This is a genomic window from Bacteroides sp. 519 (genome assembly GCF_010500955.1).
In the GTDB taxonomy this organism is placed as follows: Bacteria; Bacteroidota; Bacteroidia; order Bacteroidales; family Bacteroidaceae; genus Bacteroides.
Genome location: NZ_QVMJ01000029.1, coordinates 1 through 19,743, shown reverse-complemented (window position 1 = coordinate 19,743; position 19,743 = coordinate 1). Strand labels below are relative to the sequence as shown.

Here is a 19,743-nt window from a genome sequence, read left to right as displayed (position 1 = left end):
TTTGAAACGCAGATTAACGCAGATTATCGCAGATTAATTAATAAAAAATCTGCGTTAATCCGCGTTAATCTGCGTTTCAAATAACTCGTAACTAATTACTCAAATGAATATATCCGAATTAAGTATACGCAGACCGGTATTATCGACCGTAATAACCATCATTATCCTTATTTTTGGTATGATTGGTTATACATCTCTGGGGGTAAGAGAATACCCATCGGTAGATAATCCTATTATTTCTGTACAAACATCTTACCCCGGAGCCAATGCAGATGTTATAGAAAATCAGATAACCGAACCTCTCGAACAAAACATCAATGGTATTCCCGGTATCCGTTCGCTATCCAGTGTAAGTAGTCAGGGGCAGAGCCGTATTACTGTTGAGTTTGAACTGTCGGTAGATTTGGAAACAGCCGCCAACGACGTACGTGATAAGGTTTCACGCGCACAACGTTACCTCCCCCGCGACTGTGACCCACCCATTGTATCGAAAGCTGATGCCGATGCTCAGCCTATCTTGATGGTTGCCGTTCAAAGCGATAAACGTTCGTTGCTGGAATTAAGTGAGATAGCCGATTTAACAGTAAAAGAACAGCTACAAACCATTCAGGATGTAAGTAGTGTATCAATCTGGGGCGAAAAACGTTACTCCATGCGGTTGTGGCTCGACCCTTTGAAAATGGCAGCCTACGGTATCACTCCCCTCGACGTTAGAAACGCTGTAGTGCGCGAAAACGTAGAACTTCCTTCCGGTAAAATTGAAGGTAATACTACAGAATTAACCATCCGTACATTAGGGCTGATGCACACTGCCGAAGAATTCAACAATCTGATTGTAAAAGAAGATAATGACCGCATAGTTCGGTTCCGTGATATCGGCACAGCCGAACTCGGGCCTCAGGATATTCAAAGTTATATGAAGATGAATGGCGTGCCGATGATTGGGGTAGTGGTAATACCTCAACCGGGAGCAAACCATATCAATATAGCCAATGCGGTGTACGACCGCATGGAGATGATGAAAAAGGATTTGCCCGAAGATGTTATTACCAACTACGGATTCGATAATACCAAATTTATTCGTTCTTCCATCAAAGAAGTAGAAGAAACGGTATATGTTGCATTTGTGATGGTAATAATTATCATCTTCCTCTTCCTGCGCGACTGGCGTGTTACTCTGGTTCCCTGTTTGGTAATTCCTGTTTCGCTGGTAGGTGCTTTCTTTGTAATGTATATTGCCGGATTCTCAATAAATGTATTATCCATGCTTGCCATTGTACTTTCGGTGGGGCTTGTGGTGGATGATGCTATTGTAATGACCGAAAACATATATATACGTATTGAGCAGGGCATGAGCCCCAAAGAAGCAGGAATAGAAGGCTCGAAAGAGATTTTCTTCGCTGTAGTTTCTACTACCATTACGTTGGTTGCTGTATTCTTCCCTATTGTGTTTATGGAAGGAATGACAGGGCGTCTTTTCCGTGAGTTCAGTATCGTATTATCCGGTTCGGTAATTATATCTTCTTTTGTTGCATTGACTTTTACGCCTATGATTGCAACCAAACTTTTAAAGAGACGTGAAAAACAAAACTGGGTTTACCGCAAAACCGAACCTTTTTTTGAAGGATTAAACAATCTTTATTCCAAAGGATTGAATGCTTTCCTGAAGTGGAAGTTCCTGGCAATTCCCATTATTATTGCAACATTATTTATTATAGGTTTTTTATGGACAACCATACCATCGGAAATGGCTCCTTTGGAAGACCGTTCCCTCATCCGGATCAATACCCGTGGGGCCGAGGGGGTTACCTATGAATATATGCGCGATTATACCGAAGACATCACTCAACTGGTCGATTCCATTGTTCCGGATGCACGTACCATAACAGCACGTGTGTGGAGTGGGGCAGGAAATGTTGAAATATCTCTTAAAGATATGAAGGATAGGGATTACAGCCAGATGGATGTAGCCGAAGAAATATCGCGGGCTGTTCAAAAGAAAACCATGGCCCGTTCCTTTGTACAACAACAATCAAGTATGGGTGGCCGACGCGGAGGTATGCCGGTGCAGTATGTGTTGCAGGCAACCAGCATAGAAAAGCTACAGGAAATTTTGCCTACATTCATGCAAAAAGTAACCGATAACCCTACTTTCCAGATGTCGGACGTCAACCTGAAGTTTACCAAACCCGAAGTAAGAATCAGTATTGACCGCGATAAAGCCAGTATGATGGGAGTCAGCACCCAGAACATAGCACAAACGTTACAGTACGGTCTTAGTGGTCAGCGTATGGGATATTTCTATATGAATGGTAAACAATATGAAATTCGGGGAGAGATTAACCGTCAGCAACGCAATCAGCCATCCGATTTACGCTCCATCTACATACGAAGCGATAAAGGACAGATGATACAGATGGATAACCTGATTACCCTAAATGAAGATATTGCCCCACCACAGTTATACCGGTTTAACCGTTTCGTATCGGCTACTGTATCTGCCGGATTGGCTAAAGGCAAAACCATTGGACAAGGGTTGGAAGAGATGGATAAAATAGCAAAAGAAACACTGGACGATACTTTCCGAACAGCCTTAACAGGTGATTCGAAAGAATACCGCGAAAGCTCATCCAGCTTGATGTTTGCTTTTGTGCTGGCAATCATTCTTATCTATCTGATTCTGGCAGCCCAGTTCGAAAGTTTCAAAGATCCGCTTATTGTTATGCTCACTGTGCCACTTGCAATTGCAGGAGCCCTGCTCTTCATGGTGTGGGCAGGTGTTACAATGAACATTTACAGTCAGATTGGTATAATTATGTTGATTGGATTGGTGGCCAAGAATGGTATTCTTATTGTAGAGTTTGCCAACCAGAAACAAGAAGCAGGCAAAGACAAATCGACAGCCATACGCGAAGCCTCCTTGCAACGTCTTCGCCCTATTCTGATGACGAGTGTATCTACCATCCTCGGATTGATACCACTTGCCATGGCTAGCGCCGAAGGTGCAAACGGACGTATCGCCATGGGGGTTTCAGTTATTGGTGGTATGCTTGTATCAACGTTCTTTACTGTATTTATTGTACCGGCTATCTATAGCTATATTTCTACCGACCGTTCAAAAAAGAAAAAGAAATGAAACAGATTGTCTACATATTCCTTTTAATTTGTATTCCCGGGTATTTATCTGCCCAGCAACAACATGTGTTTGATCTGAAATCCTGTCTTCAGATTGGGCTTGATAACAATTTCTCCATACGCATAAGTCGCAATGCAGAAGAAATAAGCAAGAACAATGTAACACTGGCAAATGCCGGTTTCCTTCCTACACTCGACCTGACAGGAAGTTACACCGGAAACCTGAATACCACCGAAACCACACTGCGCGAAACGGGAGCGAAAACCAAAACCAGCAATATCTACGATCAGACATTGTATGCCGGTATAAGCCTTAACTGGACTATCTTTGACGGATTTAACATCACTACCAATTATCAAAAGTTGAAAGAGCTTGAGAAGATAGGCGAAACCAATACACGAATAACCATTGAGGATTTCATAGCTAATCTTACGGCCGAATACTACAACTTCCTTCAACAGAAAATCCGGTTAAACAATCTTCGTTATGCTGTTTCTCTTTCCAAAGAAAGGCTCCGCATTGTTGAGGCGCGTTATAATATCGGTAGCTTTTCGCGTTTGGACCTTCAACAGGCCCGTGTAGATTTTAATGCCGACAGTTCCAAATATATGAAACAGCAGGAGTTGGTTAATTCGTCGCGCATTTCGTTAAATGAATTAATGGCCCGCAGAGATTTGGATCAGGAATTAAACATTCCGGATTCTGTGATTGATGTAAACATGTACCTTAACTTCGATGAATTGTGGAATGGTACATTATTAACAAATGCCAATCTGCTTAAAGCCGAACAAAACAGAACACTCACACAGCTCGACTTAAAAACAGTAAACTCCCGCAACTACCCTTATGTCAGGCTAAACTCCGGATATGGATACACCCTCAACAAATACGAAGTTGCCGCAAACAGCAAACGAAGCAACCTGGGATTAAATGCAGGGGTTACAGTTGGGTTCAATATATTTGACGGCAATCGGCGTAGAGAACGGAAAAATGCACTAATTGCCATTGAGAATGCCCGCCTGCAACGGCAGCAACTAGAACAAGCCCTTCAGGCAGATATTACCAATCTATGGCAGGCATACCTCAACAACATCGAGATATTAATGTTGGAAAGAGAGAATCTGGTGGCCGCAAAAGAGAATCATGAGATAGCTACCGAACGCTATATGTTGGGCGATTTATCGGGTATTGAAATGCGTGAAGCCCAAAAAAGTTTGCTTGATGCCGAAGAACGAATCCTATCAGCTGAATACGAAACCAAATTGTGTGAGATATCTTTATTGCAGATTAGTGGGCGGATAAGTCATTATCTGGAATAAGGATAATCTTTCAAACAATGACTTTTCTCATATTGTTTTGTATCTTTGTTATTACAAAACAATATGAGTACTATGATACTTGATTCGGCTAAGAAGATTCCTTACGGCATAACAGATTATGTCCGTATGGTTCGCGATAATTATTACTATGTGGATAAAACTCATTTTATCCCTATTATTGAGCGGTCTGCTTCCTATTTCTTTCTGATTCGCCCCCGTCGGTTTGGTAAGAGTCTTTTGCTCAATGTACTTGATGCTTATTACGACATCAACAATGCCGACCGGTTTGAAGAGTTGTTTGGCGATCGGTGGATTTATGAACATCCTACCAGCTCTCGGGCTAAGTTCCTGATATTGCGCTTCAACTTCTCGGTAGTAGATACACAACCCGAGAACATGCAACGCTCATTTGAAGAGCATTGTCATGAACAGTTTGTTGACTTTTGCAATCGCTATGCACACCATTTACCTGTAGACTTTCAAAACGAATTGTTAGAACGCAGCAGCCCATCTGCTCGTTTGCAATATCTCAATAATCAGTTAAGTTCGTTAGGATTGCGTATTTACCTCATTATTGATGAATACGACAACTTTACCAACTCCATACTTGCCAATATCGGCAAGGATGCTTATAAAGATGCTACACATGGTGAAGGCTTTTACCGGTTGTTTTTCAATAATCTTAAGTCAATGACTACCGGCAACGGTATGGCTTTGGAACGCATGTTTATCACCGGTGTTAGCCCTGTAACACTTGATGATGTTACATCAGGCTTTAATATTGGTACCAATTATACCACTGCTCCACAGTTTAATAATCTGGTTGGGTTTTCGGAAGAAGAACTCCACACCTTGCTCACCTATTATAGCGAACAAGGTATGCTACCAATGAGTGTAGAAAGTGTTATTGCGGAAATGAAGCCTTGGTATGATAATTACTGCTTTGCTCTTCGAATGTATGGTCATGAATCGATGTACAACTCGGACATGGTGCTTTATTATCTCAATAGGTTGTTGGAAACAGGATTTCCACCCGATGAGATGATTGATAAGAATATCCGTACCGATTATAATAAGATTCGCCATCTGATAAAAACCAATCGCGAACTGGAATTGAACTCTAATCTCTCGGTAATTCAGGAGATTGTAGAAGAAGGATATACCACTGCTACACTCAGTGATGGATTCTCGGTGGAAGATATGTTGAGGCCTGATAACTTCAAATCGTTACTCTACTACTTCGGTTTGGCAACTATACAAGGTACCAAACGTGGCCAGGTAATGCTGGCTATTCCCAATCATACAGTGCGCGAGCAAATGTACACCTATCTGGTAGAAGGTTTTTCCGATGCTAATCTCTTCCGCATTGATACTTCCGAGTTGATTCGGCTTATGCAAGACATGGCATACGATGGTCAGTGGAAACCAGTATTCAATTATATTGCCAATGAACTAAATAAACAAACCCGCATCCGCCAATATATGGATGGTGAAGCCCACGTAAAGACTTTCTTGCTGGCTTATCTGGGGCTTACCAACTATTATCAGCTATTACCTGAATACGAACTGGGCAAGGGATATGCCGATTTCTACTTCTGTCCCAATCCTCGTATTCCTGATATTGAATATGCCTATTTATTGGAAGTTAAGTATTTAAAACGTGATGAACCCGATAGCCGCATTGATGTATTGAAACAAGAAGCCCGTACACAGCTACTAAAATATGCTTCGGACGAGATGATAACAATACATCTGGGTAACGCCCGGTTGAAATTGATAACAGTAGTGTATCGCGGCTGGGAGGTAGTTGAAATGATAGAAGAATGCTAATCACCTTATTATGAAAACAAAACTTTTTCCCCTATTCTTATTAATCTTCCCCATACTTGCTTTTGCTCAGGAAGATTTCTATAAACAACTCTCTGATGCTGGTATCGAACTGACTAAACAGCGAGTTCGTTACGACCCAGCCTATGTTAGCATTCCTTATCCCAATGGAGATGTGCCTGCCGACAGAGGAGTATGTACCGATGTTGTAATCAGGGCCTATCGGGCATTAGGAATCGATTTGCAGAAAGAAGTGCATCTGGATATGAAAGCAAATTTTAGCTTATATCCTAAAACGTGGGGATTAAAACGAACAGATACCAATATCGATCACCGTAGGGTTCCCAACTTAATGACCTTCTTTTCGCGCAAAGGAACCGTATTACCCAAAAGCCTGAAAGCCGAAGATTATTCACCTGGTGATATTGTTTGTTGGGAACTTCCCGGAGGCTTAACCCATATCGGAATTGTAGTGAATAGAAAAATAACAGGTACAAACCGCCATTTAATAGTACATAATATTGGAGGAGGGCAGGTACTGGAAGATTGTTTGTTTAGCTTTAAGATAATAGGGCATTATAGATATATATAAGGATCTTATTAACATAAAAGAAAAAAGAGAAAAAAATAAAAAGTCCCTCAATGCATAATTAATTGATTGAGGGACTTTTTATAAAATTATAAATTTACAGAAACATCTTTCTCAAATTCCTCAAAAGTATTTGGAATATTCAATAATTGATTATTCAAAAGGATTGTTGGAACTCGTCTTATACCTCTTTCAGATATTTTGATATAATTTTCAAAAATATCGTCATCACTTTCTTTTGTATTTATATATTTATCAAATTCATCTTTACTCAAACCTAAATTTGATATTTGATCATAAATATAAGTTGAATCCATTATTAATCTATAATTATTAAACACATCAAATAATTGGTTATATAAGTCCTTTTTTTTTGCAAATTCTAGAGCTTTAGAAGATAGGTTTGGCTCTGAATAATTAATGTATCCAAACTTTATCCTATCCTTGTAAATCTCAAAAAGTTTCTCCATATACATAGATATTACTCTACAATTATCGCAATCAAAGTTCTTGATTAATATTAACGTTTTATCTCCATTCATATTCCCTTTATAAAAGATATCTTTATCATCAACTATAAAAGAAGGAGATATTGGTTCTGATATATTAATTTCTACATTATACTTTTTGTATATGGAATCAATAGATATGTAGTAATCATTTTCATTTTCCGAAACAGCCTTTTTCCTAATAATTTCATCCAAAGCTATTTTTCTTAATTCATATATAGCATAAATATGATCATATAATTCTAATTTTATAGTATTATCAATTTGTTTTAATGATATTTGATCATTGTTAAAAACAGCTACATAATCTTTCTCATTTTTCTGATTACAACCAACTAACAAGAAAAATAGAAACAAATATTTTAGTCCTATTTTCATTTAACTCTTCTTATATACATGTTAGTGTTCTTGTCTTGAACAGAGGCAACTCTATTTATCATTCCTAATGTTGCTTTATTATATATTTGATATGAATTTCTATTGCTACTATCTTCGTCATCAGTATGAATTTTACCATTTAAAGTACCAATCGAACCATCGCCGCCAAAAACTCCATACCCAATATTGCCAAAATCCGGCAACTCTAAAGGAACTAACCAAAAAGAAAATGTAATATTCCCGTTATTATCCTCATGTACTCCCCAATTGGAACTATTTACTGTAGCTTTAGATATCTGAACTCCATTTAGATAATATCTATTGTCAGTGCTGCTATCTTCACAATCAAAGAATCTGGTAAAACCATGAGAGTTCTTATCTGTTTTGATTCTATCAGAAATAACAGCAAAATTCTGACGATTTAGTAAAGGATTTGAGTAATCAGGAACCTTATTGGTCGAAATGAAAAGTCCAGAATTAACTATACAAAATTTAAAAATAACATTTCCATGTTTAGTGACATAGCTTTCACCTGTAAACCCTTCAACGCTACTTCTGGACTTAGAGTCTTCACAATCCATATGAACTTCAAAAGAATTACCTGGACAAGCTCCATGTCCTTTTAAAATTAAAGCATCACCCACTGCTCTCGTTTGATTTAATGAATTAAATGCTAATTTAGTATCCTCTATAATTGGAGTTTCTATTTTTATTATTCCATCTTGATAGGTAGTTTCATTTTTTACATCCCCCTCTGCGAAAAGAGTTTCTATTTTTTCTAACGTTTCCTGAGTCTCTTGTGAAAACATTCTTTGTTCTATGTCAGAACTACATGATACGATAATATTAGACATTCCTAACACTACCAGATAAGTAAATAAATTCTTCATATTATTACTGTTTTAAATTATGAATGCAAATATATGAAAAATAATATTTGTTTGTTTGATAATTTGAAGAATAATTAAATTAATATAAAATTTGCGTTATCATGCGCACATCGCAGCTTTTCAGTAACTATAATACTCAGCTATCTTAAAATAACTTTACAATAAGATAGTTTCTATCTAAATATTATTCCAAAATACAATAAATATCATGCATCATATGGATGTTATAAGGAAAAGAAATTATGAAGTAAAAAATAATTTTATAGTTTTTGAATAATTTATTTATAAAAAAAGGAGTTGCTCATCCCATACAAGCAACTTTTTTAAATCTAAAATATTGTCTTTAATAAAACTGTGTGTATTCAACTGTTATCTCTAGCGGTTCATCACTATTATTCATATCCTTTCCACCTTTTAGTTTTACGTAACCAGGCTTCATGTCGTTTTGAATACTCATTAAGTTCTTATTAGAATCATAATTCGTAATCACAGGAACAAGAACTACACTATTCCATTTAGTTTCTTTTTCCCATTTTTCCCATTCTTCAGCAGTCCAATTCTTTCCTTCACCATTCATTAGGGCTTCTTTTTCAGCAAAACAGTACTCAATAAGATTTGTAATATTGGTAAATGCATACTGGTTTTCACTGTAAGTTATTAGAAAAGAAGTTTGACCGTCTGTTAGTGAATTAGATTCGAAGAACGTGTACATATCCTTCTCTCTTAGTAAGAGAATAGTTTGAGGAGCCTGCATTGCATAAATGTTATCAACTTGGCTTTCCTGTACATATCCGGTAAATGATAGTTTTACTGAATTTAATGTGTCTTTATGTAACTCGTCATAAATATCCTGAATTGGTAAAGTTGCCTGAGTATATAATCCAGCCGGAGATTTAATGTATGTACAAGTAGGATCTTCTGCCTTAGTTTTTAGTTGATCAGAGTTAACAACCTTGTTCGACTGGATAACTTCTTTTGTAGAAGTAAAATAAGTAGTTCCTACCCATAAAGAGTCTGTTCCATCTGTTTTCTGCACAATTTTTAATTCACTGTCTGTTGCATACCTCATGAAACTTATCCCCAATGCTACCCGGTCAATATACAAAATAGTACCATCGCCATAATCACATTTAGTATAAATACCTTTAAATACATTTTCTATAAAGCTATTGGCATCTTTAAAGTATTCCGGATGGTCTCTGTTCAATCTATAAATTCTTGTACCAAACTCTTTAGGCATATCAATACCGATAGAATTTGTCCACTTTAAAGTATCTCTTCTGTATGTGAGACTTTGTGATTGATCTACAGCTGTATATGCTTTACGCGCTAATGGAGGTTTAGTTTCATCATAAAACTCTGTAGGATCTACACTTGTATAGAATTTCTTATCCAGATTTTCTGTTAATTCATAAATACTCATCCTACAAGCGTTGATTGAATCACCAAAATAACGTTTCATTCCATATTGATAAACAAAAAAGACATCCACAATAGAGTCTCCTGCCATCCATACGCCAGTTTCTGCCTTACCATCATATACTTCCGGGAATTTGAAGTCCTCTGTACAGTTAAATTGTGCCATAAAACTAGCCTCATAATAGCCAAATCCATCCGGGTCGGGATCTGAGAATTTACCTAAATAGCCAGTAGTGGTTTTTGCGTATACCGAATCAAACAAAAGTGATTGAGTTTGGATAGGATATTTCTTTGACTTAACCTCTAACATGTCATCTCCGGGGAGCATTTCTAACCCCATGTTTCCGGTATTGTCATCACATCCAATAAAAATAGCTGTTGCTAAAAGAACCCATAAATACTTGGCTTTCATGCTTGTTAAAGTTTGGTGTTATTATTAAACCTGGCTGTTATCCCACACTTTATCGTAAAACTCGTTGCAGGCATCGAAATAATTTTCGGGCGCCTGATAATCCAGCGTCAGTTTATTAGATTGTGTTGCATAATCCATGATTTCCTGATTCACAGTTGCGCTGTTTTGTATTACTCCATCCGAATAATCAACTGCCAATTTCGACAAAGTTACATAATCTACTTCTTTGTCCAAAGCAGTTAAGTCTTTTTTGCTTATTCCTTTTAGTAGGAGTTTTGTTTCAAAGTCTTCGGGATATTTGTTTTCAAAACCTTTATCGTAAACCGAGAAAACAATCTTTGAATTGCGGAAAGATGGTTCATCCCGATATGCTTTCTTGATATAGAGTGGTACTAATGAGGTAATCCAACCATGACAGTGGATTATATCAGGAGTCCAACGTAATTTCTTAACTGTTTCCAGTACGCCTCTTGCATAGAAAATCGCCCTGCTGTCATTGTCATCATACTCCTTACCGTCTGCATCAACAGTTTCCAGTCTGTTCTGGAAATAATCATCATTATCAATGAAATAAACCTGCATACGGGCCGATTGGATAGAAGCAACTTTAATAATCAGTGGGTGGTCTGTGTCATCAATGATAAGATTCATTCCTGAAAGGCGGATTACTTCGTGTAATTGATTTCTGCGTTCGTTGATGGTTCCCCATTTGGGCATAAAAGTTCGGATTTCTCGTCCTCTCTCTTGTATGGCTTGTGGTAGGTTTCTGCCTATGTTAGCCATTTCAGATTCTGGTAAGTAAGGTGTAATTTCTTGAGTAATAAATAATACTTTGTTCGCCTTTGCCATAATATTTTAAGTAAATATTCTGCAAAGATATAAAAAAAAACGGGCATTAAAGCAAATTAGCAGTTTCTATAATTCCTTATGAATTGTTAATCCATTGATTAATCGGTAGTTGAGAGTTGAAAGTTGAGAGTTGAGAGTTACCATGTGGCATTATAACTCTCAACTATTTAAATATTTTCTTCTTTATCTGCTAAATAATAGTTTATTTTGCAACGTTTTACAATCAATCTATTACGAAGCTTTTAGTATGAAGATAATATATACAATTGCCGATTTACAATCATCTTTGGAGCCTTTCCGCAAAGATGGAAAAAGCATTGGATTTGTACCTACAATGGGTGCGTTGCACGAAGGGCATGTATCATTGGTTAAAGAGAGTGTTAACAACAATGATGTAACAGTTGTTAGTGTCTTTGTGAATCCCACACAGTTTAATGATAAAAACGATTTGCTGAAATATCCCCGTACGTTGGAGGCTGATTGTGCTTTGTTAGAGAAGAATGGCACTTCTTTTGTTTTTGCTCCCGATGCACAGGAAATGTATCCCGAACCGGACACACGCGAATTTTGTTACTCTCCTTTAGATACTGTAATGGAAGGTTCGTTCCGTCCCGGACATTTTAATGGTGTTTGCCAAATAGTAAGCAAGCTATTTGATGCAGTAAAGCCAACCCGGGCTTATTTTGGCGAAAAGGATTTTCAGCAATTAGCCATTATCAGAGAAATGACCCGGCAGATGAAGTATCCCATTGAAGTTGTTGGGTGTCCTATTGTTCGTGAAGACGATGGTTTGGCAATGAGTAGCAGAAATACACGTCTTTCGGCAGATGAACGTAAAAATGCTTTAAAAATCTCACAGACATTATTTAAAAGTCTTACCTTTGCAACCGCTAATTCGCTGGCCAACACCAAGAAGTATGTTGAGCATGCTATTAATGAAGGGCCGGGATTACGTTTAGAGTATTTTTCGATTGTTGATGGTAACACATTACAAGAAGTAAGCAATTGGGAAGATTCTGAATTCATTATTGGTTGTATAGCTGTTTTCTGTGGTGATGTGCGGCTGATTGATAATATTAAATATAAAGAAGTCTGATAGAAAGGCAATATCTCTATGATGATAGAAGTGCTCAAATCCAAATTACATTGTGTCCGTGTTACGGAGGCTAACCTGAACTATATCGGTAGTGTAACTATTGATGAAGACTTAATGGATGCAGCCAATATGATAGCCGGAGAAAAGGTGCAGATTGTTAATAACAACAATGGCGAAAGGCTGGAAACCTATATTATTAAAGGAGAACGCGGTTCGGGAAACATCTGTTTAAATGGTGCAGCTGCCCGTAAAGTTCAACCTGGTGATATCGTTATTATAATGTCTTATGCACTGATGGATTTTGAAGAAGCTAAATCTTTTAAACCAACAGTGGTTTTTCCTGATTCGGCGACAAATAAAGTAGTGTAAAGGCATGAAAGCGCGAAGGCGCGAAAGGGAGAAAGAAAAGCATTTCACCTTTCGCGCCTTCACACTTTTATGCCTTCGCGCTTTTACACCTTCACGCTTTCACGCCTTCATTATCTCTTTTGCCAATGCTGTTTCTGCCGAAAGGATTTCTTTAAACTCGTTTAAATTTTCGGGGGTTAAAGTACAGGCAAGAAAAAAGCCATCTTCATCCGTATCATAAAGCCACTTACATTTAGCTGCTTCTAGAAAACGATCAGCTTTTTCTTCCATATTTTCTGTAGTAGCAGGGTAAATATACCACTGGTATACTTTCCGGTAAAGATTATAAGTAAACTCACAATCTACATCATTCTTTCTGAACTTAAAACAATAAGTAAATTGTTCGGTTAATGTATTATCCTCGATATCCGTACCTTGAAATATCTGTAGTATTTCGTTATATATCTGTTGTGGCTGTTTATGTAACCTGTTTACCTTTCTGAGATAGATCATCCACACAAACAGAAAAACCAATAAAGCAGCAAATGGGAGGAAGAAAGCCCATTTAATAGTGCTGATATTTAACCATGCAAAAAAGGCAAAGAAAAGAACCAGAAAAGCCCCATTTACTAAAGCTTCCTTAAGTAAAACCGGGGCATATTCTTTTTTGCTTTTATAGAATCGCAAGTCAGAATCTAACCTATTCTGATAACTGATAGGCACTGCCAATCTGAAATGAAACTTAGTGTCTTGGGGCAAATAATTGATTCTGACCATGTTTGGTATTTACGATTTACGATTGAAATTACTTTGTGAACTATAATTTCATTGCTTGCTTAAACTCATATTCAGCCAGGTATCTTTCTGCTTCGATGGCAGCCTGACAGCCGGTTGCTGCTGCAGTAATGGCCTGCCGGTAAACCGGGTCGGCAACATCGCCGGCAGCAAATACTCCCGGTATTTCAGTACGCGGACTTCCAGGGATGGTTTTGATATATCCCGTTTCGTCTGTTTCAAGGTATGTGGCAAAAACATCCGAATTAGGATGGTGACCAATAGCCAGGAAGAATCCGTCAATAGGCAAATCATACTTGCTCTCGTCTGCCTCACCAAGTCTTTTTACCAAGTGAACTCCTTCTACTCCCGGGTCTCCATACAAGCCTACAGCATTGTGCTCAAACAATACTTCAATATTGGGGTGATGCTTGATGCGCTCTTGCATAATTCGTGATGCACGCAGATAGGATTTTCGCACAATCATATATACTTTAGATGCCAGTCCGGCAAGGTAAATGGCTTCTTCGCATGCGGTATCGCCTCCACCAACAACAGCAACCACTTTTTTTCTGTAGAAGAAACCATCACAAGTGGCACACGCACTAACTCCCATACCTGCGTATTTGTCTTCATCGGGTAATCCCAGGTATTTGGCACTGGCGCCGGTTGCAATGATAATTGTTTCTGCTTCAATAACTTTTTTATCGTCGATGGTTATTGTATAGGGAGTCTTTTCCAGATCGGCAGCCGTAGCTATTCCGAAACGAATATCCGCTCCAAAACGTTCGGCTTGCTGACGGAGGTCTTCCATCATTTGTGTACCCGCCACACCTGATGGATAACCGGGGAAGTTCTCAATGTCGGTAGTTGTTGTGAGCTGACCACCAGGTGTCAATCCTTCATATAATACCGGATTCAAGTTTGCCCGGCTGGCATATATAGCGGCAGTGTATCCGGCAGGACCGGAACCTATTATAAGGCATCTTACTTTTTCATTTTCCATATTTTTAGTAGTTAGTAGTTAGTAGTTAGTAGATAGTAGTTAGTAGATAGTAGTTAGTAGTTAGTAGTTAGTAGATAGTAGATAGTAGCGATGCCGCATGGTCTACTAGCTACTAGCTACTAACTACTAGCTACTAGCTACTAATCATCTTAAATCAATAATTTCGGCTGTTGGATATTTCTTCTTGTCGAATGAGAAGAGTGACCCTTCGAATGTTTTTTGGGTTTTGTTATTGTTTACTGTGATTTCGTTACGAGTACCATCTTGTAGTATAGCTACAATAAAGACTGGCAGATAACCAGCATCGAGGTATGCAGTTATTTTAGATATATTACTGTCCTTGCGGGTAGCAGTCAAAACAATCTCTGTTATTTGTTTGCCTTGAAACGTTTTGGTTTTCCCTAATGCATATTTGTATTCTTTACTCTGTTTTCCAAGAATGGCATAGGGATTAATTTCCTGTAATTCCTCTTCGGTAGGGATGGTAACATTTACTTCGTCACTACCAGGTAGGTATGTCCATTGCGTTTCACCGTTAAACCAGGTCAGTGTTTCAGGAGTTTCAAGATAGAACTTCTTTCCATCCAGTTTTAAAACACCTTTTGATGTACCATTTAATACATTATCCCTAAAAACTTTGATAGAGAATACCGATTCAATACCACCTGCTTTCCTGAAAGCCTCGTCCGTTTTATTGAGCACATCTTTTAAGTTTCCCTGCCCAAAGGCCGGGAATGCTATGCATGCTATCAGCAGAAACAAAATATTCTTTTTCATCATGTTATAGTTACAAGTTACGAGTTACAAGTTACGAGTTATGGATTACTTGTAACCCGTAACTTGTAACTCGTAACTAATTTATAGACTATTTAATCGCATTTCAAGATCATTCTCGTCCAAACACATTACCTGGCGCGCTTTACTACCTTCGCTCGGACCCACTACACCTGCTTTTTCGAGCTGGTCCATAATTCGTCCGGCCCGATTGTATCCGATAGAGAATTTACGTTGAATCAACGAAGTTGATCCCTGTTGATGTACAACAATCAATCGGGCGGCCTCTTCGAACAACGGATCTAAACGAGTCATATCTACATCAACAACATCACCTGCTGCATCCGGATTTATATACTCCGGTAAATAGAAGGCTGTTGGATAACTTTGCTGACGCGAAATGTAGCGTGCAATATCTTCCACTTCGGGGGTATCAACAAAAGCACATTGAACACGAACCGGGTCGGCCCCCTGAAGGAATAACATATCCCCACGTCCGATAAGTTGGTTGGCACCCGGCCGGTCGAGGATTGTGCGCGAGTCCATCATGGCCGAAACCCTGAATGCCACACGGGCGGGGAAGTTGGCTTTAATAGTACCTGTAATAATATTGGTTGTTGGGCGTTGGGTAGCAATAATCATGTGAATACCTACAGCACGGGCCAACTGGGCAATACGTGCAATGGGAAGTTCAACTTCTTTTCCGGCAGTCATAATAAGGTCGCCAAACTCATCAATAATCACTACTATATAAGGCATAAACCGATGTCCTTTTTCGGGATTGAGCCTGCGGTTGATGAATTTTTCGTTGTACTCTTTCACATTGCGCACATGGGCCTTCTTCAATAAATCGTATCTCGAATCCATCTCAACACAAAGCGAGTTGAGTGTTTGCACCACTTTGGTTACATCGGTAATAATAGCCTCTTCGCCATCGGGTAGCTTGGCCAGAAAATGATTCTCAATAGCTGAATAGATGCTGAATTCTACTTTCTTAGGGTCTACAAGTACAAATTTAAGCTCGGCTGGATGCTTTTTATATAATAAAGATGTGATAATTGCATTCAAACCAACAGATTTACCCTGGCCGGTAGCTCCGGCAACCAGCACATGAGGCATCTTACATAAGTCTACCATAAACACCTCATTGGTAATTGTTTTACCCAAAGCAATTGGCAGATCATAATTTGATTCCTGGAACTTTTTGCTTCCGATGATGCTTTGCATGGCAACAATCTTAGGATTTGAGTTTGGAACCTCAATACCAATCGTACCTTTTCCGGGAATGGGTGCTATGATACGGATACCAAGTGCCGACAAGCTTAAGGCAATGTCGTCTTCCAATCCTCTAATCTTTGAAATACGTACTCCCTGTTCAGGAGTTATTTCGTATAATGTAACTGTAGGTCCTACGGTTGCTTTAATTGTATTTATTTCAATACCAAAGCTTCTTAATGTACTGATAATACGATCTTTATTTGCTTTCTGTTCTTCCATATCAACAGTAAGCTCATTGTTATCGTACCTTTTCAAGAGGTCCATTGTTGGAAAACGGTAGTTCTCCAGATCGAGTTTAGGGTTATACGGTTCTAACTCTGGACCTTGATATGATTCATCTTCGTTGGCTTCGATCTGGAATTGCGGTTCGTTGGGGATATTATTATCTTCTCCCTGTTCCTCTTCCTTAGCGATGGTTATTTCCATATCCGGATCGGCTTCCGGTTTTGCCGGAGTTATCAAATCCGGTTTTTCTTTCAATGGAACTTCAAAAGAGTCATCCTCGAACGGATCGGGTTGTTGCTCCTCTGGTTCGGGATTAAGTTCTTTTTTCTCTTCGCCGATGGTATCTTCTTCCTCCTCTTCTTCTTTTTTCTTCATGAATTTGAGTTGCAATAAATCTCTTATCCATATAATTGTTTTTGAACTTACATAGATAAGGAAACCAATAGCCGCAGCAAATAACAGAAGCCACATTCCGGGACTTCCTATCTGGGAAACCAACCAAGAGCTTACATTGTGGCCATGACGTCCGCCCCAGTAGAAAAAAGAGTCGGCATAAAGATTGTTAAAAGCAAAACCCAGAAACAGTGAGAACCAGATAAGTAGCAACGAACAGCCAATAAACCATTTCCATATCCGGAAGTTACGAACTTTCATCAGCTTCAATCCGCATACCGTCAGAAAAGCCGGGATAAGAAAGGAAGCAAGTCCAAAACAATCGTTAATCAGGTAACTGGCCAGTTGTGCTCCACGCGAACCTGCATAGTTCCTGATTTTATTATTTGTTAACCCTAACTCTTCAGTAGCACCATCAATGATACTTTGGTCGGCTGCTCCTGTAAAAAAGTAGGAGGTAAAAGCTAGTAGCAGATAAACCGAAAAAAGCACCAATAGTAATCCTCCACTAAACCGTAACGTGTCACTTTTAAGGAAGTTTAAAATCTTATTGGGTGTGATTTGTTGTTTTATATTTTCTTTACCTGAATTTTTCTTTGCCATAACTGATAAGTTCTCTGTAATATACTTGTGCAAACTTAGATAAAATATTTCGAATTTTATTTCATTTCCTAGTTGATTTATCATAAACAAATTGCAAACATCTGCTCAAATGTTAGGAAATAGACTACCTTTGTAGTAACTTACAAACTCGAAGATATGTTTTCTAAATTTAACCTTCAGGAAATGACCAGTGCTTTTATCGTACTATTTGCGGTAATAGATATTATTGGTTCCATACCCATTATTATTAATTTGAAAGAACGTGGGCAAAAAGTTGATGCAGCAAAAGCAACTATCATTTCTTTTATGTTGCTGATAGGTTTCTTTTATGCAGGAGATATGATGCTGAAACTTTTCCATGTAGATATTGAATCTTTTGCTGTAGCCGGTGCTATTGTTATTTTCTTGATGGCATTGGAGATGCTTCTTGATGTGGAAATCTTTAAAAACCAAGGGCCAATAAAAGAAGCTACACTTGTACCACTGGTTTTTCCACTATTGGCAGGAGCAGGTTCTTTTACTACATTGCTTTCATTGCGTGCCGAATATTCCAGCATAAATATTATCATTGCTCTAGTACTTAATATGATTTGGGTGTTTGTTGTGGTAAGCATGACCGATCGCGTTCAGCGACTGCTGGGCAAAGGAGGTATTTATATCATCCGCAAATTCTTTGGAATAATTCTTATTGCCATAGCAGTGAGGCTGTTTACGGCTAATATCACATTGTTAATAGAGTCGTTACAAAAATAGATTTGTATTGAGTTCCGAAAGATCAAAATGAATGATCTGTTTGGGTTGGTGTCTCCACCATCTCTACAATCTCCCATCCGCGGAACACCACTGTTATCAGCCTCAGCTTTGCACCGCCAATGGTGCTTGTTACTATCTGGTCCGATGCATACCTCAGTAATTGCTCCTGAGCATCTGCTTTCAGGGTTTCCAACCGACTTTCGGGTTCGTCGCGCTTCATGTATTTCACTTCCAACAGGTAAGCATATTCTATATCTGCCAATCGAGGGTTGGGGCGGAAGTAAAAGTCGGTATATCCTTTGCCCAATTCGTATTCGGGCATCAGTTGGTAATAGTTTGTCAACCCCAAATAGGCCAATAAGAATGTTTTTACATGGGCTTCGCCATCCATAAACTGACGGATACGGCTTTGTTTTTCCAACTCACTGCCAATATAGGTAAATACAGCTTTCCAATTGCCACGGTAAGCCATGTTTTTCATTAAACCGGCCAGCTCGTAAAAGTCGAGACAGAATATATCAGCATCAACTAAACCCTCTATTAAATAGGTGTACATTTGCTCGCGAACAGTGTGGTTAGGAATACCCAACAAAACATCACCGAATTCCGTACCCTGTATAGTTACCAATCCAAAATAGTAAAGCAATGATTTAAAATTATCGGGCTTCAACATCTCATCAACCGAGAAGCCATCATTGAGCACAGCTGTGGTATATCCCTTTTCTATAATCTCTTGGATAACAGATAGATTGGAGCTGGTATCCACTTCACGATTCGTCTTTATCAGGTAACGAAGCTTGTTATAATCGGTACGGATGTTCTTGTCAATCATTTCATCGGGTGGAAATCCGGATTGTATCAACCAGTTGAGGTAATAAAGCACCATGTCCGAGTTATACATTGTTTCCCGGCCATAACTACGACTGGCAAAGCAGTAATTATCGTACCATGGCTTCATTTCGGCAACTATTTCGTCAACAGTCATTGGTAACACTCCCTCACTATGATAGTATTCAAGCATGGTGCGTAATTCCTCTTCCGAGAATCCCACCAAATTATTGAACTGTGGTGCAGTGGTATAGTTGGTACCAATATTAAAGCCCGATGTTACATCATCGAGCGTAACAGGACTTACACCAGTAATAAACATACGCTCCAACGCCAT

15 protein-coding genes and 1 pseudogene are annotated in these 19,743 nt (G+C 38.7%); 7 read left to right on the top strand and 9 right to left on the bottom strand.

Annotated features, from left to right (window positions below):
* Positions 1-103 precede the first annotated feature (103 nt).
* From D0T85_RS18595 to D0T85_RS18580, 4 genes are all read left to right on the top strand, one after another.
* Positions 104-3,136 (top strand): efflux RND transporter permease subunit, encoded by a 3,033-nt coding sequence (locus D0T85_RS18595; RefSeq protein WP_163215031.1) that lies wholly within the window; start codon positions 104-106, stop codon positions 3,134-3,136.
* Entirely contained in the window at positions 3,133-4,455 is a 1,323-nt protein-coding gene (locus D0T85_RS18590; protein ID WP_163215030.1) for a TolC family protein, read from the top strand. Before D0T85_RS18595 ends, D0T85_RS18590 begins: the two co-directional genes overlap by 4 nt.
* 72 nt (positions 4,456-4,527) lie before the next feature.
* Positions 4,528-6,285, top strand: coding sequence for an ATP-binding protein (locus D0T85_RS18585; RefSeq protein ID WP_163215041.1), 1,758 nt, complete (start codon positions 4,528-4,530; stop codon positions 6,283-6,285).
* 10 nt (positions 6,286-6,295) lie between these two features.
* Entirely contained in the window at positions 6,296-6,874 is a 579-nt protein-coding gene (locus tag D0T85_RS18580) for a DUF1287 domain-containing protein (RefSeq protein ID WP_163215029.1), read from the top strand.
* Positions 6,875-6,960: 86 nt separating this feature from the next.
* On the opposite strand, the gene D0T85_RS18575 is transcribed toward D0T85_RS18580, so the two are convergent.
* From D0T85_RS18575 to D0T85_RS18560, 4 genes are all read right to left on the bottom strand, one after another.
* Positions 6,961-7,758 carry a thioredoxin domain-containing protein gene (locus D0T85_RS18575; RefSeq protein WP_163215028.1) on the bottom strand — a complete coding sequence of 266 codons (798 nt, stop codon included), beginning with the start codon at positions 7,756-7,758 and terminating at the stop codon, positions 6,961-6,963.
* Entirely contained in the window at positions 7,755-8,648 is an 894-nt protein-coding gene (locus tag D0T85_RS18570; protein ID WP_163215027.1) for a hypothetical protein, read from the bottom strand. Before D0T85_RS18570 ends, D0T85_RS18575 begins: the two co-directional genes overlap by 4 nt.
* A 343-nt stretch (positions 8,649-8,991) precedes the next feature.
* Positions 8,992-10,479: a DUF4270 domain-containing protein gene (locus tag D0T85_RS18565; RefSeq protein WP_163215026.1), complete on the bottom strand. Its 1,488-nt coding sequence runs from the start codon at positions 10,477-10,479 to the stop codon at positions 8,992-8,994.
* 24 nt (positions 10,480-10,503) lie between these two features.
* Entirely contained in the window at positions 10,504-11,328 is an 825-nt protein-coding gene (locus D0T85_RS18560; protein ID WP_163215025.1) for a glycogen/starch synthase, read from the bottom strand.
* Between the two features lie 247 nt (positions 11,329-11,575).
* On the opposite strand from D0T85_RS18560, the gene panC reads away from it, so the two are divergent.
* A complete protein-coding gene (gene panC / locus D0T85_RS18555) occupies positions 11,576-12,424 on the top strand; it encodes a pantoate--beta-alanine ligase (protein WP_163215024.1) in 849 nt (282 codons plus the stop codon).
* An 18-nt stretch (positions 12,425-12,442) separates the two neighbouring features.
* The gene (gene panD / locus D0T85_RS18550) at positions 12,443-12,793 is read left to right on the top strand and encodes an aspartate 1-decarboxylase (RefSeq protein WP_163215023.1); all 351 of its coding nucleotides are present in this window, start codon (positions 12,443-12,445) and stop codon (positions 12,791-12,793) included.
* A 99-nt stretch (positions 12,794-12,892) separates the two neighbouring features.
* On the opposite strand, the gene D0T85_RS18545 is transcribed toward panD, so the two are convergent.
* The 4 genes and pseudogenes from D0T85_RS18545 to D0T85_RS18530 all read right to left on the bottom strand — a co-directional run.
* The gene (locus tag D0T85_RS18545) at positions 12,893-13,549 is read right to left on the bottom strand and encodes a hypothetical protein (protein ID WP_163215022.1); all 657 of its coding nucleotides are present in this window, start codon (positions 13,547-13,549) and stop codon (positions 12,893-12,895) included.
* Positions 13,550-13,589: 40 nt separating this feature from the next.
* Positions 13,590-14,552: a thioredoxin-disulfide reductase gene (gene trxB / locus D0T85_RS18540; RefSeq protein ID WP_163215021.1), complete on the bottom strand. Its 963-nt coding sequence runs from the start codon at positions 14,550-14,552 to the stop codon at positions 13,590-13,592.
* 144 nt (positions 14,553-14,696) lie between these two features.
* Entirely contained in the window at positions 14,697-15,332 is a 636-nt protein-coding gene (locus D0T85_RS18535) for a LolA-like putative outer membrane lipoprotein chaperone (RefSeq protein WP_163215020.1), read from the bottom strand.
* A gap of 78 nt (positions 15,333-15,410) precedes the next feature.
* Positions 15,411-17,735 (bottom strand): annotated as a pseudogene (locus tag D0T85_RS18530) (DNA translocase FtsK 4TM domain-containing protein); the annotation flags it as partial.
* Between the two features lie 246 nt (positions 17,736-17,981).
* On the opposite strand from D0T85_RS18530, the gene D0T85_RS18525 reads away from it, so the two are divergent.
* Positions 17,982-18,578: a MarC family protein gene (locus D0T85_RS18525; RefSeq protein WP_163215018.1), complete on the top strand. Its 597-nt coding sequence runs from the start codon at positions 17,982-17,984 to the stop codon at positions 18,576-18,578.
* Between the two features lie 22 nt (positions 18,579-18,600).
* On the opposite strand, the gene D0T85_RS18520 is transcribed toward D0T85_RS18525, so the two are convergent.
* Positions 18,601-19,743 (bottom strand): AAA family ATPase (locus D0T85_RS18520; protein WP_163215017.1); only part of this gene is annotated, 1,143 nt, incomplete at its 5' end.